This window comes from Tumebacillus sp. BK434 (assembly GCF_004340785.1).
Classification (GTDB): domain Bacteria; phylum Bacillota; class Bacilli; order Tumebacillales; family Tumebacillaceae; genus Tumebacillus_A.
The window spans coordinates 834,953-855,609 of the sequence record NZ_SLXS01000002.1 but is presented as its reverse complement, the minus strand read 5'-3'; the positions used below and the strand labels follow the sequence as shown (position 1 = coordinate 855,609).

Annotated in this window: 18 protein-coding genes; 4 read left to right on the top strand and 14 right to left on the bottom strand. The window is 58.4% G+C overall.

From position 1 onward, the window contains the following. Nucleotides 1-32: 32 nt before the first annotated feature. The 9 genes from EV586_RS08135 to EV586_RS08095 all read right to left on the bottom strand — a co-directional run bounded on the left by EV586_RS08135 (nucleotide 33) and on the right by EV586_RS08095 (nucleotide 11,653). Entirely contained in the window at nucleotides 33-233 is a 201-nt protein-coding gene (locus EV586_RS08135) for a cold-shock protein (protein ID WP_132944562.1), read from the bottom strand. 172 nt (nucleotides 234-405) lie between these two features. Beyond that, the gene (locus tag EV586_RS08130) at nucleotides 406-1,923 is read right to left on the bottom strand and encodes a carboxypeptidase M32 (RefSeq protein WP_132944561.1); all 1,518 of its coding nucleotides are present in this window, start codon (nucleotides 1,921-1,923) and stop codon (nucleotides 406-408) included. Nucleotides 1,924-2,049: 126 nt separating this feature from the next. Beyond that, nucleotides 2,050-5,004 carry an OmpL47-type beta-barrel domain-containing protein gene (locus EV586_RS08125; RefSeq protein ID WP_132944560.1) on the bottom strand — a complete coding sequence of 985 codons (2,955 nt, stop codon included), beginning with the start codon at nucleotides 5,002-5,004 and terminating at the stop codon, nucleotides 2,050-2,052. Nucleotides 5,005-5,290: 286 nt separating this feature from the next. Then, entirely contained in the window at nucleotides 5,291-6,832 is a 1,542-nt protein-coding gene (locus EV586_RS08120; protein ID WP_132944616.1) for a DNA-binding protein, read from the bottom strand. A gap of 259 nt (nucleotides 6,833-7,091) precedes the next feature. Continuing rightward, complete coding sequence (locus EV586_RS08115) at nucleotides 7,092-8,183, bottom strand: ABC transporter permease (protein ID WP_132944559.1); 1,092 nt, start codon at nucleotides 8,181-8,183, stop codon at nucleotides 7,092-7,094. Continuing rightward, the gene (locus tag EV586_RS08110; protein WP_132944558.1) at nucleotides 8,180-8,944 is read right to left on the bottom strand and encodes an ABC transporter ATP-binding protein; all 765 of its coding nucleotides are present in this window, start codon (nucleotides 8,942-8,944) and stop codon (nucleotides 8,180-8,182) included. The genes EV586_RS08115 and EV586_RS08110 overlap by 4 nt, the downstream gene beginning before the upstream one ends. A gap of 19 nt (nucleotides 8,945-8,963) precedes the next feature. Beyond that, the gene (locus tag EV586_RS08105) at nucleotides 8,964-9,614 is read right to left on the bottom strand and encodes a TetR/AcrR family transcriptional regulator (protein ID WP_243652968.1); all 651 of its coding nucleotides are present in this window, start codon (nucleotides 9,612-9,614) and stop codon (nucleotides 8,964-8,966) included. Nucleotides 9,615-9,751: 137 nt separating this feature from the next. Further along, nucleotides 9,752-10,621 carry an NAD-dependent epimerase/dehydratase family protein gene (locus EV586_RS08100; protein ID WP_132944556.1) on the bottom strand — a complete coding sequence of 290 codons (870 nt, stop codon included), beginning with the start codon at nucleotides 10,619-10,621 and terminating at the stop codon, nucleotides 9,752-9,754. A 141-nt stretch (nucleotides 10,622-10,762) separates the two neighbouring features. Continuing rightward, entirely contained in the window at nucleotides 10,763-11,653 is an 891-nt protein-coding gene (locus tag EV586_RS08095) for a ComEC/Rec2 family competence protein (RefSeq protein WP_132944555.1), read from the bottom strand. A 195-nt stretch (nucleotides 11,654-11,848) separates the two neighbouring features. On the opposite strand from EV586_RS08095, the gene EV586_RS08090 reads away from it, so the two are divergent. Then, nucleotides 11,849-12,079, top strand: a complete 231-nt coding sequence (locus tag EV586_RS08090) for a DUF3006 domain-containing protein (protein ID WP_132944554.1) — start codon at nucleotides 11,849-11,851, stop codon at nucleotides 12,077-12,079. 32 nt (nucleotides 12,080-12,111) lie between these two features. Here EV586_RS08090 and EV586_RS08085 read toward each other — a convergent pair whose 3' ends face one another. Then, nucleotides 12,112-13,347, bottom strand: coding sequence for an MFS transporter (locus EV586_RS08085; RefSeq protein ID WP_165898427.1), 1,236 nt, complete (start codon nucleotides 13,345-13,347; stop codon nucleotides 12,112-12,114). Between the two features lie 110 nt (nucleotides 13,348-13,457). Between EV586_RS08085 and tenA the strand changes: the two genes are divergently transcribed. Continuing rightward, nucleotides 13,458-14,138, top strand: coding sequence for a thiaminase II (gene tenA, locus EV586_RS08080; protein ID WP_132944552.1), 681 nt, complete (start codon nucleotides 13,458-13,460; stop codon nucleotides 14,136-14,138). A gap of 91 nt (nucleotides 14,139-14,229) precedes the next feature. Continuing rightward, nucleotides 14,230-16,149 carry an ABC-F family ATP-binding cassette domain-containing protein gene (locus tag EV586_RS08075; RefSeq protein WP_132944551.1) on the top strand — a complete coding sequence of 640 codons (1,920 nt, stop codon included), beginning with the start codon at nucleotides 14,230-14,232 and terminating at the stop codon, nucleotides 16,147-16,149. Here EV586_RS08075 and EV586_RS08070 read toward each other — a convergent pair. From EV586_RS08070 to proC, 4 genes are all read right to left on the bottom strand, one after another. After that, nucleotides 16,146-17,954 (bottom strand): DUF2334 domain-containing protein, encoded by a 1,809-nt coding sequence (locus EV586_RS08070; RefSeq protein ID WP_132944550.1) that lies wholly within the window; start codon nucleotides 17,952-17,954, stop codon nucleotides 16,146-16,148. The genes EV586_RS08075 and EV586_RS08070 overlap by 4 nt on opposite strands. Before the next feature lie 64 nt (nucleotides 17,955-18,018). Next, the gene (locus EV586_RS08065; RefSeq protein ID WP_132944549.1) at nucleotides 18,019-18,666 is read right to left on the bottom strand and encodes a hypothetical protein; all 648 of its coding nucleotides are present in this window, start codon (nucleotides 18,664-18,666) and stop codon (nucleotides 18,019-18,021) included. Then, nucleotides 18,663-18,977 (bottom strand): hypothetical protein, encoded by a 315-nt coding sequence (locus EV586_RS08060; protein WP_132944548.1) that lies wholly within the window; start codon nucleotides 18,975-18,977, stop codon nucleotides 18,663-18,665. The genes EV586_RS08065 and EV586_RS08060 overlap by 4 nt, the downstream gene beginning before the upstream one ends. A gap of 5 nt (nucleotides 18,978-18,982) precedes the next feature. Then, on the bottom strand, nucleotides 18,983-19,792 hold the full coding sequence (gene proC / locus EV586_RS08055; protein ID WP_132944547.1) for a pyrroline-5-carboxylate reductase: 810 nt from the start codon (nucleotides 19,790-19,792) through the stop codon (nucleotides 18,983-18,985). Nucleotides 19,793-19,887: 95 nt separating this feature from the next. On the opposite strand from proC, the gene EV586_RS08050 reads away from it, so the two are divergent. Beyond that, complete coding sequence (locus EV586_RS08050; protein WP_347812672.1) at nucleotides 19,888-20,628, top strand: YwaF family protein; 741 nt, start codon at nucleotides 19,888-19,890, stop codon at nucleotides 20,626-20,628. Nucleotides 20,629-20,657 lie beyond the last annotated feature (29 nt).

The following is a 20,657-nucleotide window of genomic DNA, read 5'->3' as shown; positions in this document are numbered from 1 at the left end:
AACGCTGGTTTGTATTTAGCATTGACGCAAGCTTACGCCTTGGAAACGTTAGCTGCTTGCGGACCGCGGTTGCCTTCTACGATTTCGAAAGTAACGCGTTGACCTTCTTCGAGGGTCTTGAAGCCATCTTCTTGGATTGCGGAGAAGTGTACGAACACATCGTCGCCGCCTTCAACAGTGATGAAGCCGTAACCCTTTTCTGCGTTGAACCACTTAACAGTACCTTGTTGCATGTGAAAAACCTCCTGATACGTCCGTAAAAGACGAAATATTAGCTACCATTTCGCCCGATTCAAAATGCACCGACTCACCATTGAGCAACGCAAATTCCGGAATCAATAATGGTGCTTTTTGAGACAATACCAGTGTACCACTCTTTGTCAAGAGTGTCAAACCTTTCAGGAATTAAATCCCGTAAATATCCTTGAATTTTTCTTCAAGATAAGCGACCAAATATTCGGAGTTGATCTCCTCTCCGGTCGCTTGCGTCATGATCTGGCCCGGGGTCAGCAGCTTGCCGTGCTTGTATACTTTTTCATTCAGCCACGCCAGCACCTGCGTCACGTCGCCGGCTGCCACCTGCTCGCGGTAGTTCGGAATCTCTTGGCGCAGCGTGTTCTCCAGCTGTGCCGCATAGATGTTGCCGAGCGAATAGGACGAGAAGTAGCCAAAGGCGCCGCCCGACCAGTGGATGTCCTGCAGCACGCCGGTCGCATGGTCTTGCGGACGCACGCCGACATACTCTTCGATCTTATCGGCCCAGATCTCCGGCAGGTCTTTTACTTCAATCTTGCCGTTGATCAGGTCTTTTTCGATCTCATAGCGGAGCATGATGTGCAGGTTGTAAGTCAGCTCATCCGCGTCGACGCGGATCAGGGACGGCTCGGCGTAGTTGATCGCTTTGTAGAAGTCGTCCGCGCTGACGCCGGAGAACTGATGCGGGAAATGGTCCACGATGCCTTGGAAATGATGCTGCCAGAACTCGCGGCTTCTGCCGATCATGTTTTCCCAGAAGCGCGACTGCGATTCATGGATGCCCATCGACGTCCCGGTCGCGAGGAACGTGCCGACCAGATCGTGCGAGACGCTTTGTTCGTAGATCGCATGGCCGAACTCATGGATCGTGCCGAACAGCGACTGGGTGATGTCGTGGTCGAAATAGAAAGTGGTGATGCGCACATCGTTCGGGTTGAGCCCGATCGCGAACGGGTGCGGGCTTTCGTCGAAACGCCCTTTGCTAAAATCAAAGCCGAGCTGCTCCAGCATGTAGCGGGAGTATTTCACCTGCTCCGCTTTCGGGAAATACTGGTGCAGGAAGGAGCGGTTGACCTGTTCTTTCTCGGTTACGCGTTTCAGCAGCTCGATCGTCTTCTCGCGCAAGCCGCCGAAGATGACGTCGAGCTTGGCAACCGTCAGTCCCGGCTCGTATTTGCCGAGCAGCGCGTCGTATTTATTTTCCTCGTAGCCCCAGATCTCGATAAACTGGCGGATGATGCCGACGATCTTCTCCAGATAGGGACGGAACAATTCAAAGTCGTTGTTTTGCTTCGCTTCCGCCCAAGCGCTTTCCGCCGTCTGGGTCAGCACCACATATTCACGGAACAATGCGGGCGGGATGCTCTTCTCGCGCTCGTATTCCACTTTGCGCTCCAACACGGAGGCACGCGTGATCGGATCGAGCAGTTCCAAGGCATCAGGTGCCGCCAGCACGCGGAGATATTCGCCCATCTGATCGGACGTCTGCATCGCGAACAGGTCACCCGACAACATGCCGACCACTTCGGCGCGCTGGGCGACGCCTTGTTTCGGGATCAGGGCGCTCATGTCCCATTGGATGAGCTGGATCGCTTCGTGCAGCTGCTTCATCCGACGCACGTAGTCTTTAAATTCACTCGCTGTCTGTTGAATCAAGTCTGTTGACATCCGTTAACCTCCGTTTCGCGTTTACAACACGTGTTTACAGTTTTAATTTACAGAAAATTTACCCCATTGTCCAGTGCCAAAGCATGAAAAGGCCACGCCGAGGCGTGGCCTTTTCTGCGATGTTGCTTACTTCAGATCGTGGGAAAGCAGGTACTCGATGTTCGAGTTCAGGGTCTCAGCGCCGGAAGCGGAGATGTTGCCCGCTTTCACATACGTGTTGAGAGTTTGCTGCAGCTGTTGCAGATGCTTGATCGCCTGATCGCTGTTGCCAGCTTTCGCTGCGCGCTCAGCCGTATCCAGCTTCGCAAGCAGGGATTGCTTGATGCCGCTGTTTTTCACTTCGCCGTTCTCAGCCAGTTGGTTGACCAGCTTGTCGATCGAAGCGAAGTTGGTTTCCACGAGGAACAGGAAGTTGCCTTCGTAGAGGTTGTCCGCATTGTCGCGAACGCGAACGCGCAGGGTATGAGCGCCGAGGCCGAGGCTTTTCGCGCTCAGTTCTGCGTTCTGGTTGATCAGGTGGTCGTCAAGGTACAGTTCCACCGCTGCCACGCCAGAAGCTGCGTCCGTTGCTTGAACGGAGAAGGAAACGGTCTCATCGAAGTTCACGTTGCGCAGGTCGCCGCCCGATTGGATCACATCGACGGTCGGCATGGTTTTGTCGAGCTTGACGGTAAGGGATTTCTCCGCTTCCACGTTGCCGTTGACGTCAACAGCGCGGTACGCCACGTTGTGGTCGCCGTCGGTGTTGATCGCAAACGGTGCGGTGTATGCGTTCCAGTCGCCGTTGCCGATCTGGTATTCGATGCGAGCTACGCCCGACTTGTCGTCGGTCGCGGTCAAGGTGACCGTCACATCTTGGTTGTACCAGCCGTTAGCGTTCGCCTGGCCGCTGACAGCAGCGGTGGTCACCGGTGCTTGAGTATCAGCCGCAAAGTCGCTCAGCGCGGTCGGCTTCAGTTGGAACGTGCCTTTGAAGATGGAGGAAACGCCAGATACAGTGACGGTTTGGCCGTCTTTGTACGAGAACTTGTCGAGCGTCAGACCGGTGCGGCCGTCAACGCGGATAACGGTCGTGCCGTTGTCGTTAGTTGCGTTAAATTCGAACGAGCCAGCCGGCGTTACGCCGTGCAGGTTGCTGATCTTCACGTTTTCAAGGGTGACGCGCTGACCTTGGTTGGTCGCATCGACTGCGTTTACAACTTTTGCAGCCGGCAGTTCGGCAGTGCCGATCTTTTTGATCGCCATCACTTCGGTCAGTTCGAACTCGGTGTTGTACACTTCGGTTGCTGCGGTGATCTCGACGCGGTCGCCCACGTTAAAGCCGGCTTGAGACTGGAACACGTACACGCCGCCGGTTTCGTCTTGCAGGTAGAAGCCTTGGCCGCCAAAAGCGCCCGGCTGGGTAGTGATCACGCCTTGAACGGTGACGAGTTGGCCAACAGCCTTGTCACGCGCTTCACCGATCGTGATCGTCGTCGGCACCGGCGGTTTGTCTTCCGGCAATTGTTCAGCCGGAACGTTCGCGATGGTGACCGTCTTGGTCGCCAGCGCCGTCGATGCTTGACGGATGCGCAGGCTCGCATCGCCCAGCGCCGTGCCCGGCTTGAGACGGACATTCACAGTCTTCGTCGCGTGGCCGAATGCGTCTGCCGTCATGGAGAACTGCGCCGAGTAGCCATAGCTGGTCGGCCAGGTGCCATCCGGGTTCTGGACTTGAGCCACTTGCGTGCCGCCCGCCAGGTAGATGCCGAGGTTGAAGCCCGACACCGTGGAGTTCGGCAGGAAGTTGTCTCCCACCATGCGGATCTGGAACACTTCGTTCGCCGGCAGCTGTGCCTGATGAACGGTGGAGTAGACCGGAGGGACCGGTGCCGCTTGGACCGAGCCATAGGAGCCCGGCTTGAAGGTGGACGAATCGTACCACAGGTAGCCCGGGTCCGGAGCAGCCCACGGTTCCGGCTGCGGTTCGGTCGTGTTCTGCGGCGTTTCAAACGCAAGCAGCGGAGTGACCGGGTCGAGAGCGATGCCTTTGTTTGCGAAAGAGGTGTAGTTCTCTTTCTTCGCCAGCCAGTTCACCATGTTGACGAGCAGGGTTGCGTCGTCCTGCTCTTTGAAGCCGTCATAGGTGGTCTTTTTCTTGCCGGTGTCTTCACGCAGATATTTCGGGGTCGCGTCTTCAACCGGAGAGGAGTCGCCGATGAAAGCAGCTTTGCCGCCGCCGACCTTAGCGATCGCTGCGTACGGGCCTTCTTCGATGCCGCCGCCGTTGTAGACGCCTTGGTCTACAGCGTTTGCCCAGCGCTCGTTGGTCTTCGGCATGTAGACGAGACCTTTTGCTTTGTTCGGGTCAAGAATTGCCAGCGTTGCACCTGCGTGCATCGCGACAGTTTTCACGCCTTGGGTGATGCCAAACGTGTCGGCCGGCGCAGCGACGTTCGTTGCGGTGATATCTGCCAGCGCGTTGAAGCGGAAGCGGATGCCGAAGTTCTGGCCGAGCCAGTCGGAGGATTGCACGCCTTGCATTTGCGCAGACGCAGCTTCCTGCGCGCTCATGCCTTTTGCCGGGTTTTCCCACGCACCGCGGCGGTAACCGTTGAACACTTCGTTCGCGTCCCAGCGGTTTTTGTTGCGGTCGGCGTTATAGTGGTCGCCGATAAAGAAGATCGAGCCGCCGTTTTGCACAAATTGCAGCATGGCATCCTGCTCGGACTTCTTGTAGGGATTGTTCGCTTCCCCGATGATAAACACGTCGTAGTCTTGAAGATCAGAAAGGGTAATAGGGCTGGTCTTGCGCAGTTCTTTCACATAGTAGCCATTTTCCGCCAGCGCGTTCCCGAAGTCGGAGAATCCGCCGTCGATGACCCAGTCAGCAGCACCTGCCGTCTGGCCGTGTGTGTTGTCAAACAGGACTTTTTTGCCTGCATTCTCGTTGACGACTTTCGCCGGAATCACCGGCGCCGGATCGGTCGGGCCCTCAGCTTGTGCCACGTTGCCATAGGTCAGCGTAGCAGCGGCCGGGAGCGGGAACGCCAGCGTCATCGCGAGAAGCACCTTCATCGCTTTGCTTTTAAAGGTAAACATCCCTGCACCTCCACAATAAGAAGTTGTGCTCATATAGTATCCTAAGCACCCACAGTTATTATTCTAGCACCTCCCTCGCCAGTTTTGGTTAGTTTTTTGTAAATTAGAACATTTCGTTGTGCAGTTTTATTAAAAGTAAATAGCATAAAAGGAAAACGAACCCAACTACAGTCAGGTTCATCAAAATATTACCTTTTTTTGATAACTTGCAGTTCCATACCAGAAATCTTGAACAAAAAAGCCTTCCCTTCGCGAGGAAGGAAAGGCTTTTGTTAAACATTTACACTTACGGCAGCGGTTCAACCGCCACGTTGCCGAGGGTGACCGCTTCGGTATATTTGTTGGTGCTGCCATCACGCAGGCGCAAGCTCGCTGCACCGGTGGTGCCGGCTTTGATGCGCATGTTGAGGATCTTCTCCGCATGGCCGGTGCTGTCGGAGGTCATCGAGAAGTTGGCGCTGTAGCCATAGGTGGTCGGCCAGGTGCCGTTGCTGTTTTGAGTGATCGCAACTTGCGTGCCGCTGGACGTGTACACCCCGATGTTGTAGGTGCTGACCGTCGTGTTCGCCGCCAGACCATCCGCCACGACTTTCACTTGGAAAGTCGAGCCCGAGTTCGGGAGGATCGACTGGTGCACGAAGGAGAAGCCGGTAGCCGGCGGCGTCGTGGAGCCTGCGCCATAGGAACCAGCCTTAAAGGTGGTCGGATCCCACCACTTGTAGCCGGTCGCCGGTGCAGCCCACGGTTCCGGCTGCGGTTCGGTCGAAGTGGACGGCGTTTCCATCGCCAACAGCGCGGTCGGCGTGTCGAGGGTCAGGCCGGACACTTGGTTCAGTGCGGTGTAGCTTTCCTTTTTCGAGAGCCAGTTGATGATGTTGACCATCAGGGTCGCATCGTTTTGCTCCGACCAGCCGGCATAGGTGGTCTTCGACGTGCCGGTTTCTTCGCGCAGGTAGCGCGGAGTCGCGTCTTCTACCGGCGAGGAGTCGCCGATGAACGCTGCTTTGCCGAGGCCGACTTTGGAAACGGCCGCATACGGGCCTTCTGCGACGCCGCCGCCGTTGTAGTTGCCTTGGTCAACGGCGCTTGCCCATTTCGAGGTGGTCGTCGGCAGGTAGACGATGCCTTTCGCCTTGTTCGGGTCGAGGACCGCCAGGGTGGCGCCTGCGTGCATCGCGACGGTGGAGACGCCTGCGGTGATGCCAAACGCCTGCGCGGACGGCACGATGTTGTTCGCCGTGATGTCGCCGAGCGCGTTGTAGCGGAAGCGGATGCCGAAGTTTTGGCCGAGCCAGTCGGAAGAGGTAACGCCTTGCATCGCGGTAGATGCTGCTTCTTCAGCCGACATGCCTTTCGCCGGGTTGGTCCATGCGCCGCGACGGTAGCCGTTGAACACTTCGTTGGCGTCCCAGCGGTTTTTGTTGCGGTCGGCGTTGTAGTGGTCGCCGATAAAGAAGATCGCGCCGCCGTTTTGCACGTATTGCAGCATTGCGGACTGTTCCGTAGCTTTATAAGGGATGTTCGCTTCCCCGATCACAAATACATCATAACCGGAGAGATCGGTCAGTGTAATCGGTGTCGATTTGCGAAGTTCTTTTACATAGAAACCGTCATTCGCCAGCGCATTGCCAAAATCGGAAAAGGCGCCGTTGATGACCCAGTCTGCCGCACCTGCCGTTTGACCGTGCGTGTTGTCGAACAGCACTTTTTTGCCATAGTTGCCGTTCGCCACTTTTGCCGTGATTTCCGGAGCCGGATCGTTCGGACCTTCTGCCTGCACTGCTTGTCCGCCGCCAAACGGCAGCGACAAAGGCAGAGCCAGCGTCATCGCCAGCAAGACTTTGAACGCTTTGCCTTTGAGTTTCAAAATAAGTACACCTCCATAGGGGTTAGGTAAAGATAAGATACGCTCTTATTTTAACACCAAACTGAAGAAATTGGGTGATATTTTCGTAAATAAATGATATTGAATACCGCCTAAAATTTAAGAATTATTTCCCTGTATTGTAAAAAATAAACGCCGCGGTCCATGAAAGGAACGAGGCGTTTAGGGTCTGGGAACTTACATCAAGAAAATCGGCTCACTTCTATACTTTTCGGTACCTGCGCAAGGCGAGGATGTTCAGGGTGAGGAACAGCAGGCAGTAGCCGGCCAGCACCCACAGGGCGACTTGGATGTCGCTGAGACCCTCGCCGCGGATCATCACGCCGCGCAGCGCTTCGGCGGCGTGGGTCAGCGGAAGGGCCTGGGAGAGCGTCATCAGCCAGTCTGGCATGTTGCGCAGATCGAACAGGCCGCTCATGAAGATCTGCGGCACGACGACGAGGGGGATGAACTGCACCATCTGAAACTCGTTGCGCGCATAGGCGGACAAAAGCGTCCCGAGCGACAAGGCGACGGTGGCCAGCAGGATGTTGATCACAAGCACACTGCCGAACGATCCGACCGACTGCACACCGAGCACGTTCAGGGCAAACCATTGCACCAGCGCCGTCTGCAGCACGGCAAACACGCCAAAGCCGAAAAAGTAGCCCAACACGATCTCATACCGCTTGATCGGCGTCGCCAGCACCCGCTCCAGCGTCCCCCCTGTTCGCTCACGCAGGAACGACACCCCGGAGATCAGGAACACGAAAAAGAAAATAAAGAATCCGATCAGCACCGGGGCCAAATAATCCAGCTTCGTCAGACTCTTGCCCCCATGCAGAAACTCCACCTCCATCCCCATCGGAACACCCGCTCCCGATGTAGACGGTGTCCCTGGCACGTTCGTCACTCCCGACGCACCGGCTCCCGTGCTCTTGCCATCGGCAAGTCCTTTCATCGCCTCTTGGACGGCTTGCTGCACCGCACCATTCACCGCAGGATCAGACCCTTCCAGCACAACGCGGACATGGCCCTCCTCCAAAGTCAGGTAGCCGTCCGACTCGCCGTTTTGCAAACGCATTTCAGCGTCCGCCAGCGACACTTCCGTTACGCTCGCATCGGTCTGCTTCAACTGCTCAACCAATACACCGGGCAGATCTACCGCATCGAGATCGGACTGGGTCGTCGACGTGGTCAGCACGATCGACAACAGCCACAAGACGAACAGCGGCGCCAGAAACAGCATCGCCACCGAACGCCGATCCCGGATCACCTGCTTCATCAGCCGCTTGGTCAGCGCCCAGATTCTCATGCCTGCACACCTCCATAGCGCAGAAACGCCGCTTCGATCGTCGCCGTCCCTGTCACTTCTTTCAACCGAGCCGGCGTCCCCTGCGCGATCAGCTTCCCTTCGCGGATCAGCCCCAGGCGGTCGCACTGCTCCGCTTCATCCATCACGTGCGTCGTGATCAGAATCGACACGCCCTGCTCTTTCAAGCGCAGGAACTCCCGCCAGAAGTCTTGGCGCAGCACCGGATCGATCCCCACTGTCGGCTCATCCAGAATCAAGATCTCCGGCTCATGCAGCAGCGCCACCGCCAGCGACAGCCGCCGCTTCATGCCGCCCGAATAGGTCTGCACCGGCCGCTTCGCATGTTCGCTCAACTGCACCAGCTCAAGCATCGCTTCGATCCGCGCTTTCCGCTTCGCCCCGCGCACGCCAAACAGCTCAGCGAAAAACACCAGATTGTCATACCCGGTCAGGTCGTGATACAGCGCATCCGCCTGCGCCATATAGCCGATCCGGGCAATCGTGCCGTAATCGGGCATCTTCCGTCCCAGCACCCGCACTTCACCGCCCGAATACTCGCCGACCGCCGCGATCGTCTTGACCAGCGTTGTTTTGCCCGACCCCGACGGCCCGAGCAGCCCGAGAATCTCTCCCCGCCCGATCGCAAACGACACATCATCGAGCACGACGCGCTTGCCAAACGTTTGCACCAGTCGGCGCACTTCCACCACCGGGTCCTGCGCTCCACCCTGTTTCCGCTCTTGCTCCAACTTGCTCGCCATCTTCTTCGCCTGCCTTTCCCTACTCGCGTTTGTTCAGCACCCCGTGCAGATAGAGATCGAGCAATTTCCGCAGCTCCGTCTCTTCATCCTCGATCTGCAGCGCCTCCGGGGCGATGTTTTTCATCAGCACATACCCGCCCAACAGGCTCATCAGTCCGCGCAGCGCCAGCACCGGGTCGATGTCGCGAAACGTCCCCTTCTCCACTTCTTCCTGAAAAAACTTCGATGCCACTTCGACCAGCTTCGGGGCCAGTTCCTCCCGTACAGGGCGCAGCAGCTCCGGATGAAATGCCGCTTCTGCCGCCACCGTCTTGATCAGCGGCAAGTTCTTCTCCACCAACTGCACACGGTCCCGCATCACGTCGAGCAGCACATCTTCCACCGGCCGCTCCTTGCGCGTTTTGAAAATCTTCTCCACCGACAGCAGGATCAACGGCCGGAAAAAACGGACGACCAGCGGGATCACCATCGAAGTCAGCAAGTCCTTCTTGGTCTTGAAATAATTAAAAATCGTCCCTTCCGACACCCCGGCTTCCTTCGCCACTTCTGACGTCCGCGCCGCACTGAACCCTTTTTCGGAAAAAACTTTCATCGCCGCTTCGAGAATCTGCCAGTGCTTCTCCGTCAGCTCCTCTTCGATCTTGTCAAAATTCAACTTCTCTTCGCTCATGCCAACCTCCATGATTGAGTGCTTACTCAATGAGTGAGTCATTACTCAAAATATACGCCCCGCCTGTCGATTTTGCAACCCAAAAAGACGACAGCACTCTGCTGTCGTCTTTTCCGTGACTCGATCAAGCAACAAACTTAAACCAACTCCGCGATCAACTTCGGCAGCCAGTCGTGCAACTTCGTAAATTCATACCCGGCCGCTTCCGCTTTTTGCAGGCTCATGAAGTAGGAACCGGGTGGTCCAAACGGCGAACGCTCCTCTTTTTCGAACTCCGCGACGATCTTTGCCTGTTGGCCGGTCGCCTGCTCGATCATGCCGATCATCTCGCGCAAGGTGACCGTGCCGCTGGCCGCCGCATTCACTTCGCCTGTGATGTCTGCCGTCGCCGCCCAGCGCAAGAACTGCCCCGCTTCTGCCGAGTGAATAAATCCTTGGCGCGACTCGGGATTCGGCATGCCGATCGGCAAGCCCGCTTTGACGCGGTCGACATGCCAATGCAACCGTTTGGTGTAATCGTCAGTCCCCATCACCACCGGGAATCGTACCGCCACCACCGGGAACGGGGCTTGCTGGAAAAAGACCGCTTCCGCCTGCTGCTTGCCTTCCTGGTAGGTGAACACATCTTTATAGCCCCACTTGATCTCCAGCTCCCGGGCATTAAAATCAGCTTCGTCATGCGCCGTTTCCGACAGATCATACACCGACAATGTCGAGGTGAACACATAGCGCCCGACCTTGCCGGCAAACACTTCCACCGCCGCTTGCGCATCGTTCGACGAATAGCAGATATTATCGAAGACGACATCATAGCTGCGATCGCCGACCGCATCCAGGATCGACTGTTTGTTCTCGCGGTCTACGATCAGGCGCTGCACCCGGTCGCCGTACTCATCGGGCGTCTGACCGCGCGTGGCGATCGTCACGTCCACCCCGTCTGCAAGCAGCCCTTTCACCAAATGCTTGCCGAAAAACTTCGTGCCGCCAAAGACCAATGCCGTTTTCAAGACATCCCCTCATTTCGCATTCTTTTCACAATCTTTTCTCAATTGTACTACAGTTTATTATGTAAGCAAAACAAAACCGTCTCCCGGAAAAGAGACGGTTTTGCTGTTCACGCCGTTGCCGCGTGCATCAAAGTCGGTTGCTTATTGCCACCAAGGCGCTTTGTTGACCACCCAGCCGCTGCCGGTCGTGGTGAAAATGATCGTGCCTTGCTGGTCGGTGCGGAAGATTTTGATGCCTTTTGCTTTCAACTTGTTGATCGTCTCAGCGTGCGGGTGGCCGTACGAGTTGCCGGCGCCGCAGGAGATGACCGCCACAGACGGGTTCACTTTGTTCAGGTACGCATCGGTGGTGGAAGTGCGGGAACCGTGATGCCCGACTTTCAGGATGTTGGCAGACAGGGTCTGGCCGGATGCGACCATATCTGCTTCCGAATTATGTTCCGCGTCACCGGAGAACATGAAGTTGGTGGTACCGTAGGTCAGACGGATGACGCCCGAGTAGTCATTGGTCAGCGAGTAGGAAGTGGCGACCGGCGCGACAAAGTTCGCTTTCAGGGTCAAGGAATTAGCCGTCGTGCTGAGGATCGTCGTATTCGATTTCGCCTGGGTGATCGCGAGGCCTTTCGCTTTCGCCGCGTTGATCACGTCGGTGTAGGTGATGGTGGTCTTCGTGATGTTCGGCATGTACAGCTTGCCGATGGTGAAGTTTTTGATCACGTCATCGAGACCGCCGATGTGGTCTTCGTCCGGATGAGTCCCGATGAGGTAGTCGACGCGGGTGACGCCTTTGCCTTTCAAGTAGTTGACGACGGCGGTGCCGTCCGCGTTGTTGCCGGCGTCGATGACCATGTTCTGGCCGTTCGGCAGCTGCACGAGGAACGAGTCGGCCTGACCGACATCGATGAAATGCACTTGCAGGTTGGTCGCGGCAGACGCTTGGTCGCCAAGCGGTACGTTAACGCCGGCGTAGGCCACCAAAATCAGCGCCACTGCGATCAGAAGGGAGCGTTGCAGCTTACGGAAAAATGTCATTTTCAGTAAAACCTCCGATGAATAAAATAATTACTCATAACAAAACAGCAACGGTTAACGCAATTCTAACACAATGTTCGGAACCTGTTGATCTGGCTAAAGTTAAAAAACGAACATATTTAGTGGATTTTATGTAAAGGGTTCGACTTTCTCACTCAGAGCATGTTATGCTCAATTTCACGGAGGTGTCCGATCATGGACCAGGAACGCAAAGGCCTCTGCATCATCGACCGCTTCGAAGAAGAGTATGCGGTGATCGAATTCGAAGGGCGCATCACGTTCGACCTGCCCCGCTCGCTGCTCCCGGACGGCGCGGCAGAAGGCGACGTGTTGCGTTTTGGCATCACCGTCGACAAAGCGGAGACGGAGCGCCGCAAAGAGCTGGTCGAAGCGATGCTGCGCGAGATGATGGAGACGGAAGACTAGAACAACCCTGCCGGTCTCGGCAGGGTTTTCCATTAGGAGACGGTGGGGCGTACGTTCGTCTTCTTCGTATAGATCAGATACACGATCGCCGTCAGCGCGAGCATCACGCCGGAGAAGGCGAACACCGCCCCGATGCCGAGCGCGCGGCCAAACGCGACGCCGATCATCGGAGCGGCCAGCAGCATCACGCCCTGCATCGCATTGGACACGGAAAACACCCGTCCCATCAGCTCCGGCGGCGTCTCCGACTGCAGCAGGTAGCCAAACGGCACCGATGTGCCGGCGCCAAGCGCGCCGACGACCAGACACACGGCACACCAGAAGACGATGCCGCCGTGCACGATGTTCATGCCGCCAAGCCCGATCACCACCACCATCGCCCCGGCGACCAAGAGCGACCAGCACATCATGACCAGCGGATTGCGCTTCCAGCTTGTCCACTGCCCGGCGAGCAGCGACCCGGCGACCGCCCCGATGCCAAAGGAGCTGACGACCAGCCCGTAGCCGATCTGCCCCAGATTGAGCGCGATCGTCAGCGGCGCGTAGAACGCATCATAGAGGAAGACAAAAAAGAGGTTCAGCGCCGCCAGCGAGATCGCGACGATCAAGATCCGCTTTTTCGAGATGTGCGCGATGCCTTCCTTCAGTTCGCGCCAGAAATTCTTTTCGACCTGCGCTTCTTCGGCAAGCGGCGTCACCTTCGGCAGGCGCAGCAGGAACAGCAGCGCGATGCTGTACAGCACCGCTTCGATCAGAAAGACATACATCGGCGCCGCCACCGCCATCAGCAGGCCGCCGATGGCCGGCCCCAAGATCTTGGTCGCGTTGGCGCAGGTCTGGCTGAGCGCGGTCGCTTCGGCCAGCTCTCCCTCCGGCACGACCTGGCGGAACAAGCCTTGGCGCGCCGGATCGAACATCACGGCAAACACCGTCTTGGCAAACACGAGCGAGAGCAGCACCGGCAAGTTCGGCGCGAAGATAAAGCCGATGACCACGAAGATCCTCATCAGCGTACAGATCAGCATCACCGTTTTGCGCGGCAGGCGGTCGGCCCACACGCCCAAGAGCGGTCCTAAAAACACCCAGGGCACCGCCACCGCCAAGTCGATCGCCGCATTGGCGATGATATCCATCCCCCAGTGGTAGGAGACGAGCAGGTTCAACGCGATGATGTCAAACCAGTTCCCCGTGTCGGAAAACACCTGTGCGGTGAACAGCGTCCGAAACGGCTTTCTGCGCAGCGGGGTGAAAATTGTTTGTTTTTGCATGCCCGGACAATCCTTTCCTCGATTCATCTCTCCATTGTAAGGGAATTTGCTTTATTATTATAGAAGGAATTCAATCAGCAAGCTCTATCGACCGGAAGGGGGATCTTTACATGAAATTCAGCGACATGATCCGCGCGAAAGCAGACGCATCCTGGCAGGCCAGCTTCGACCATCCGTTTGTCACGGGGATCGCAGACGGCACCCTGCCTTTGGAATCTTTCAAATACTACATCTTGAATGACTCGTACTACCTGTCCGTCTTCGCGAAAGTGCAGGCGCTCGGCGCGGCGAAGGCGGCCGACCTCTACACCTCCTCGCGCATGGCGGCGCACGCACAAGGCACTTACGAAGCGGAATTGTCCCTGCACGAGAACTTCTCCAAGCGACTTGGCATCTCGCCGGAAGACCATGCCACGTTCGAACCGTCGCCGACAGCATATGCCTACACCACCCACCTGTTGGCGGTCGGCCACACCGGCACGCTCGGCGAGATCATCGCCGCCCTCCTGCCCTGCTACTGGCTGTACGCAGAGATCGGCCATCGCCTGCAAGGCAGCAAGCCTGCACAGGAGATCTACCAAGAGTGGATCAGCGCATACGGCGGCGATTGGTTCGACACGCTGGTCAGAGAGCAGATCGACCGCCTCGACCGCTTGGCAGAGCAGGCCTCACCGGAAGAACGGCTGCGCATGGAGCGCCACTTCCTGATCTCTTCGCAATACGAGCTGTCCTTCTGGGGCATGGCGTATGCGCTGGAAAAATGGCAGGCGCCGGTGATGGAAGTGCAGTAAGCGAGACGAGACCCGCTAACCGAAGCGGGTTTTTTCATGCTACACTAGAGGGTGTACCGCGAAAAAAGCTCACAAGAAAAGGTTGATATACATGAATCTCGTATCTGTCATCGGACTCACCAAAACGTACGGCGAAAAAGTCTTGTTCCAAGACCTCACCTTCGGCATCGACCACAGCGACCGCATCGGGCTGATCGGCGTCAACGGCACCGGCAAATCGACGCTGCTCAAGGCGATCGCCGGCGTCGAACAGGCCGACTCCGGCCAGATCGTCAGCACGAACGGCGCGACGATCGAGTACCTCCCGCAGAATCCGGCTTTCGACGACAAGCTCACCGTCCTGCAGTCGGTCTTCCAAGGCAGTTCCCCGCTGCTGCGGCTGCTCGGCGATTATGAGCAGTTGCTCGCCGACCTCGCCCAGCGCCCGGAAGACGAAGCGCTGCAAGCCCGCCTCGTCAAACTGTCCCAAGAGATGGACGCCGGCAACGCCTGGGAGCTGGAAGCGAACGCCAAGACGATCCTCAACCGCCTCGGCATCACCGACTACAGCGCCATCGTCGGCAACCTGTCCGGAGGCCAGCGCAAGCGCGTCGCCATGGCCCGCGCCCTGATCCGCCCGTCCGACCTGCTGATCCTCGACGAGCCGACCAACCACATCGACAACGAGACGGTCGAATGGCTGGAGAGCTATCTGGCGAAGAGCAAATCGGCGCTGCTGCTGATCACGCACGACCGCTACTTCCTCGACCGCGTGACCAATCGCATTCTGGAGCTCGACAAAGGCAAGCTCTACTCCTACCAAGGCAATTACCAGACGTTTCTCGAGCACAAAGCGGCGCGCGAAGAGCAGACGCTGGCCAGCGAAGACAAGCGCCAGAACCTGCTCCGCCGCGAGCTGGCCTGGCTCCAGCGCGGCGCGAAAGCCCGCACGACCAAACAAAAGGCCCGCGTCGAGTTCGCCGAGAATCTCCGCGATCAAAAAGTGGAGAAAGCGGCGGCGAAGATGGACATCGCCATCGGCTCGCAGCGCCTCGGCAACAAAGTGTTTGAGCTGGAGCACATCACCAAGTCATACGGCGACCGCACCTTGATCCGCGACTTCTCCTATCTGATCGGCCCGCGCGACCGGATCGGCATCATCGGCAAGAACGGCAGCGGCAAATCGACCTTGATGGACATCATCGCCGGGAACATTGCGCCGGACAGCGGCACGGTCGACACCGGCACTACCGTCAAGCTGGCCTACTACACGCAGGAGAGCATCGAGATGAACGAAGAGCTGCGCGTGATCGAATACATCCGCGAAGCCGCCCCGTACATCCGCACGATCGATGGCGAGACGATCTCCGCCGGACAGATGCTGGAGCGCTTCCTGTTCCCGCCGAGCACGCAGTGGACGCCGATCGCCAAGCTGTCCGGCGGGGAGAAGCGCCGCCTGTACCTCTTGCGCACCTTGATGAGCGAGCCGAACGTGCTCCTGCTCGACGAGCCGACCAACGACCTCGACATCCAGACTTTGACCATCCTCGAAGACTATCTCGATCACTTCGACGGCACGGTGGTCACCGTCTCCCATGACCGCTACTTCCTCGACCGCGTCGTCGACAGGCTGATCTGCTTCGAAGGAAACGCGAACATCAGCACCTACCTCGGCATGTACTCCGAGTACCAGGCGGAGCGCGAACTGCTCGCCCCGGAGCAAGACAAGCCGGCCAAAGCCAAAGAAGCGCCGAAAGCAGCCGCCGCAGAAGCGCCTGCCAAAAAGCTCAAGTTCACCTACAAAGAGCAAAAAGAATTCGAGTCGATCGAACAGCGCATCGCCGAACTCGAAGACGGCATCGCCGCCGTGCAAGCGGAACTCGCCAAAGGCGGCACCGATTACACCCATCTGCAGAAGCTGACCGATCAGGAGCAGCAGCTGCAAAACGAACTCGAATCGGCCGTCGAACGCTGGGCGGAACTGAACGAGCTCGCCGAAGAGATCGCACGACAAAAAGGAGCAGGCCGCTAACGGCCTGCTCTTGCTGTTTTGCCAACGACTGAAACGGCAAAATCGACCGTGCCGCCGCGCAGCAGCGGATGGCGCGCGCAGACACCCGCCCGGCCGTCCCGCGACCACGTGCCGACCAGCGGCACCATGTTCGGTTCTGCCGCCCACGGCCGCAGCACCGCTTCTTCCGGCACGAACCGGCCGCCAGTGCTGCGCGCGATCTGCCAGTCCCCCTGCTCCGGGTTGACGACGAGCAGATCGTCCTTCCCATCCCCGTCAAAGTCCCCGAGCAGAAATTGCCAGCCAGCCCCGACTGCCCATTGTTCCAGCCAAGGTCTGGGCCCGAGCTGCAAGCGCGTGCCGACGTACGCCCCGACGTTCCAGCTTCCTGTCGCCGGATGCCACAGCACCAGCTCCTCCCGCCCGTCGCCGTCCACGTCGCCGAAACCGGCCTTCCAGTCGGTTGCGGTGCGCGCGATCACTCCGTCTGCAGCCAGTGTAAATTTTGCCCCGTCGCCCACCGCCAGATACCAGTCTCCCGTCCGCTTGTTCCAGAGGGCGATGTCCTTGCGCCCATCCCCGTTCCAGTCGGTCAGAAACGCTTCCCAAGCGTCGCCCTGCGCCGCCCCGGTCAGCCAGACGGCAGGCGGCTGCCACGACACACCGTCGCTAAGCGCCACCGACCAAGTGCCCGTCGCCGCGTTCCACAGCACGAGATCATCCCGGCCGTCCCCGTTCACATCGCCGACGAGCGCACGGCCCGGCCCCATCTTCGCACCGATCACCCGCGAGGCAAACGGTGCGCTCTGCCGGCAGGGGAACGTCTCCAGCGAGCCGGACGCCGCCAGCCAGCTGTCCGTGTCCGGCTCGCGCACCAACAGCTCGGAGATCCCGTCGCCGTTCACATCCCCGGTCAGCACCTCCGCCCCCGGAAAAAAGCCGGTCTGGCGCATCGAAGGGACGAGGCTGACCAGCGACAGGAGCGGTACAAACGTGTACTGCTGCTGTTGAAAGCACTTCACCAGCCGCTGCAGGTACGACCCTTCCTCATACACCACCCGCTCTCCCACTTTGCGGATAAACGGGAACTCCAGATAGGGATGATAGAAGAACCCGGCGATCTCCTCTTCCTTGAATCTTTTGATCGCCTTGCACATGCGCTTTATCTCTTTTTCCGGCTTCGACGCGTCCAGATAAAACAAGGGCGTCGGCACATACACCGCCCCGCGATAGAGCGGCGTGTCGGTGTCGTGCACCGTCACATGATGCATCTCGCCGCTGTGCGGATCGTTTTCAAAAAACAGCCCCGTCCAGCCTTCCAGCACGTTTCGCTGATTCGGCGAGGCAGTATAATGCGGCGCTTCAAACCAATCGACCTGCAGCCCGGACGCAAACACGGCCAGAAAGCCCTGCCGCATCCGCTCCGACGCATAGGCGCGCTCGAAAGCGCCCCGCTCTTGCGAAGCGGCCGGATCATCATCGGGCGGACAGTCGGCGGTGCAGTCCGAATAAGCAAATTCAAACCCGTCCCCCGTCACCGCCTGCCCGTATTGATGGCGGTACCCGTGCATGCCCAGCGACCCGCCGCGGTGCTGCAGATGGCGCATCGTGGCGAGGAAGTTCTGCACATACGGGTCGCGACGGTCGCCGATCGAGCGGTCATAGCCGGTCTTGGGGTTCACATACCTCGGGATCATCGCCACATGAAACGGTACGCCGGACGCAGACAAAAAGTCGGCGATCACCCGCAGTTTCCACAGGCTCTCCTCCGACTCATAAAAGCCGCCCGGTCCGACATCTTCCAGGCGCAACAGCGCTTTTCTCATCGAGATCACCTCTTGTGCGTTCACCCCATCAGCCTATGCAGGCAAGGCGGCGGATGCGAGATGTCTACTCGATTTCCAGCGCGGTTTTGATCCATTTTTCTAACGGAGAGGTCATCTGGAGCGGGGTCACGATGTCCGAACGGTGCAAGTAGACATCGCCGTCCGCCTGCACCGTGACGTACATCTCTTGGCACAGTCCCGGCAGCTCGGATGACAGCACGCGCAGCAGGAAGCTTTTGCTTCGCTCGTCCTGGGTCGCGCCGGACTTGGCCGCGCCTGATTGCGCCGTTTTGATCGCTTCAAGAGCCAGCGACGGATCGTCACTCGAAGCGATTTTTTTCTGCAGACCCTGACTGTCCTGCAAAAGCAGCCCGTCCCACTTCACCTGCGCCAAGTCAACCTCCGGCACCTCTTCCGCCCGGTACAGGGTATGCGGGAACATGAAGCCGCTGACGACCACCCAGTCCCGCTGTTCCTGCCCTTCCACTTCCCAGATCCAAAAGCCGTCCTCCGCATGTCCGATCCGCTCTCCGACTTCGACAGGCTGCAGTGCAAGATTGCTCTCGGCCACATACGTCCGGCCCTCGCCAGTCAGCGTCTGCTGGCCGAGCACATATGCGACGCGCAGGTCTGTCCACAGCTCATAGCCCCACCAGCCGCCGAACAGCACAGGCAGCAGGAGCGCGGTCAGCACCCAGTACCGCTTGTTCATTCGTCGTATCTGGCGTCATCTTCGCGCGTGATGCCTTCGACGATCAGCTCCAGTTCCGTCTCAAAGTTCAGCATCAGCGGCCCCGGCAGTTCCTCGTACAGCTCGGCGACCTCCGGCAAGGCGAGCGCTTCATCTGTCGTGCGCGGCTTCTGTTCGCGTGCCTCCAGCCATTCCTTCATCTCATCGACGAACGTGTAAAACGAGGTCTGAAAACGGTCCGCGTCATCGCCTGCGCTGTCCAGATCGCTCGACTGCATCAAGTTCCAATTGGTGATCATCTCGTCATACGCCGCTTTGACTTTGTCCCACATGCGCACTACTCCTTTGCCATCTCTTTAGCGCGGAGGTTGGTCGCCGCCACCGCCTGTTTAAGCAGCGCCGGGAACTCGCGCTCGTCCATCACGCGCAGACCTGCCGCCGTCGCCCCGCCCGGCGTCGTCACCTGATCGCGGAGCACGGCGGGCGCCGGACCTTCTTTTAACATCAGCGCCGAGCCGTAGACCATGCCGACGATCATCCGGTGCGCCTGCTCCGCCGACACGCCGAACTCCTGCGCCGCCTCTTCCAGCACTTCCGCAAAGCGGTACAAAAACGCCGGTGCCGAGCCGGTCACAGCCGTCAGTTGGTGAATCTGCTCCTCCGTGCATTCCTCGTACATGCCGATGCCGTCGAGGATCATCTCCAGCACGGCCCTTTGTTCAGCCTGTACGCTCTTGCCGTATGTATAAAGCGAAACGGACGCGCCAACTTTCGCCGCCGTGTTCGGCATCACCCAAGCGACGGGCGTTCCTGCCGGCAACTGCTCCTCCAGCAGGGCGATGCCGATGCCCGCTGCCACCGTAAACACAAACTGCCCGTCGACGAGCGGTCCCAGCTCGACCAGCGCGTCGCGCACCTGGCCCGGCTTCATGGCGAGCACGATCGTATCTGCGTTCGCCACCTGCGCTTGCCAGTCATGCGTGGCGGTGACGCCGTATGTGCCGCAGAGCTCCTGCAGGCGCTCCGCGTTGGAGCGGTTGGTGACGATGATCTCCTCAATCTGGTCTCGCTTACGTGCCATCAGCCCGGAAAGGATCGCTTCCGCCATCCGTCCCGCGCCTAAAAATAAGATTCGTTGTCTCTTCATCCGTGCACGCCTCCTTTTGCACTATTTTCTTACAAAGCAGGAATGAAAGGCAAGCCTGTACAATACTAGTTCGTAAAGAAACGAGGTGAGATAATTTGTTGGAATTTTTCGACATACATGGCTTGCCAGAGTCGTTTAGGCTGTTTTCCTTTGGGCATCTTCTGTCGTTATTTCTTATTTTCTCGGCAATTCTCTTGCTGTTTTGGTATCGCGAGCGTCTGAAAGAGGCGCGTTTGAACCGTGTGACGCGCTACGGGCTGGCCGGGTTACTTTTGGTTTCCGATCTCGTGCTGAATATCTGGTATCTGCAGGCCGGATCGTGGACGCTCGACTACAATCTGCCGCTGCAGCTGTGTACGATCTCCCTGTATTTGTCGGCGTTTATGCTGATCACGCGCAGTGTGCTGCTCTTCGAGTTCGCCTTTCTGATCGGCATGGGCGGTGCCTTGCAGGCGCTGATCACGCCTGACCTCGGGCATTACGCGTATCCGCACTTTCGCACCTACCAGTTCTTCATCGCCCATGGGGCGATCCTGCTGGCCGGGTTCTACATGGTGTTTGTGGAAGGATTCCGGCCGACCTTGCATTCGATCTGGCGGGCGATCCTGACGCTGAACATCATCGCTGCGCTGGCCGGCCTCGCCAACTGGCTGACCGGAGGCAACTACATGTTCCTCGCCCACAAGCCCGGCGCCGCCTCACTGCTGGACCTGCTCGGGCCGTGGCCGTACTATATCATCTGGCTGGAAGCGGTCGCGCTCGTGTCCGTGCTGATCTTCTACCTGCCATTTGCCCTGCAAGACTATTGGCAGAAGCGGAGCGGGAGAGGGAGCTGATCCCTCGCTTCGTTCGAATCCCGGATGCC

What these genes read in the sequence shown, in the direction of transcription:
- EV586_RS08105 (WP_243652968.1), bottom strand. Translation starts at nt 9,614, where the DNA reads ATGAGCGAAGAGAAGTTGAATTTTGACAAGATCGAAGAGGAGCTGACG.
- EV586_RS08130 (WP_132944561.1), bottom strand. Translation starts at nt 1,923, where the DNA reads ATGTCAACAGACTTGATTCAACAGACAGCGAGTGAATTTAAAGACTAC.
- EV586_RS08070 (WP_132944550.1), bottom strand. Translation starts at nt 17,954, where the DNA reads ATGAGAAAAGCGCTGTTGCGCCTGGAAGATGTCGGACCGGGCGGCTTT.
- EV586_RS08135 (WP_132944562.1), bottom strand. Translation starts at nt 233, where the DNA reads ATGCAACAAGGTACTGTTAAGTGGTTCAACGCAGAAAAGGGTTACGGC.
- EV586_RS08120 (WP_132944616.1), bottom strand. Translation starts at nt 6,832, where the DNA reads ATGACGCTGGCTCTGCCTTTGTCGCTGCCGTTTGGCGGCGGACAAGCA.
- proC (WP_132944547.1), bottom strand. Translation starts at nt 19,792, where the DNA reads ATGAAGAGACAACGAATCTTATTTTTAGGCGCGGGACGGATGGCGGAA.
- EV586_RS08075 (WP_132944551.1), top strand. Translation starts at nt 14,230, where the DNA reads ATGAATCTCGTATCTGTCATCGGACTCACCAAAACGTACGGCGAAAAA.
- EV586_RS08085 (WP_165898427.1), bottom strand. Translation starts at nt 13,347, where the DNA reads ATGCAAAAACAAACAATTTTCACCCCGCTGCGCAGAAAGCCGTTTCGG.
- EV586_RS08125 (WP_132944560.1), bottom strand. Translation starts at nt 5,004, where the DNA reads ATGTTTACCTTTAAAAGCAAAGCGATGAAGGTGCTTCTCGCGATGACG.
- tenA (WP_132944552.1), top strand. Translation starts at nt 13,458, where the DNA reads ATGAAATTCAGCGACATGATCCGCGCGAAAGCAGACGCATCCTGGCAG.
- EV586_RS08115 (WP_132944559.1), bottom strand. Translation starts at nt 8,183, where the DNA reads ATGAGAATCTGGGCGCTGACCAAGCGGCTGATGAAGCAGGTGATCCGG.
- EV586_RS08060 (WP_132944548.1), bottom strand. Translation starts at nt 18,977, where the DNA reads ATGTGGGACAAAGTCAAAGCGGCGTATGACGAGATGATCACCAATTGG.
- EV586_RS08065 (WP_132944549.1), bottom strand. Translation starts at nt 18,666, where the DNA reads ATGAACAAGCGGTACTGGGTGCTGACCGCGCTCCTGCTGCCTGTGCTG.
- EV586_RS08110 (WP_132944558.1), bottom strand. Translation starts at nt 8,944, where the DNA reads ATGGCGAGCAAGTTGGAGCAAGAGCGGAAACAGGGTGGAGCGCAGGAC.
- EV586_RS08095 (WP_132944555.1), bottom strand. Translation starts at nt 11,653, where the DNA reads ATGACATTTTTCCGTAAGCTGCAACGCTCCCTTCTGATCGCAGTGGCG.
- EV586_RS08090 (WP_132944554.1), top strand. Translation starts at nt 11,849, where the DNA reads ATGGACCAGGAACGCAAAGGCCTCTGCATCATCGACCGCTTCGAAGAA.